General features: G+C 45.1%; 1 protein-coding gene. It reads right to left on the bottom strand.

What is annotated here, in order from left to right:
* Window positions 1-69: 69 nt before the first annotated feature.
* On the bottom strand, window positions 70-681 hold a 612-nt coding region (locus tag ACXAFR_RS27430), incomplete at its 5' end, for a class I SAM-dependent methyltransferase (protein ID WP_475183369.1).

Consider the following 681-nt stretch of genomic DNA (forward strand, 5'->3'; position numbering starts at 1 on the left):
CAAAGCAGCGGCGCGCGTTAGCGCGTCCAGCCCGCAGGGCGATGCTGCCTTTGCTTGTTAGGTGATGTGCTAGCACTTTTGCAAAACAATACGCGCCCACTTTACATTCTCTTTATTTGGCAAGATGCTGGATTGATTTTGCACTTGGAAAATGCATTCGAAACCATAATTTTCGAATTGTTCAATTGTGAGTTTCGTATCTGTCGGATAGACCCTTGATCCTAAACCAGCTGGCCCGTTTCTGAGTGAAATGGCACATCTTCCTCCTTTTTTAATTAGTGCCGAGAGACGTATTACTGCCGATTCTCTTTCAGTGTTATCAATATGATGCCAAACCCCATCAATTAGAACAAAGTTGAATTGATCTGTGCCCGTATTTAAGCATGCTAAATCAGGCAGGCTACCTTTGAGCCAGCTGATCGATTCGCTTCTATATTTCTTTCTCGCAGCACTCAAGAATTCTGGCATAGGCTCTACAGCTGTAACAGTAAAACCTTCTTTAGCTAGTGCAGCTGCATTTTGGCCAGCGCCGGAGCCTGCATCTAATATACGGGCAGGCTTAGACGGCAGAAACGCAACAAAATCTTTGCAAACCTCAAAGAAATCTAGGTCTTGGCTGACCTCAATGAAGCGGGAAACAAATTTTTCGTAGCCTTCAGTTCCTGCCACCATGTTTTCACC

Source organism: Pseudomaricurvus sp. ABR4_320 (assembly GCF_056159445.1).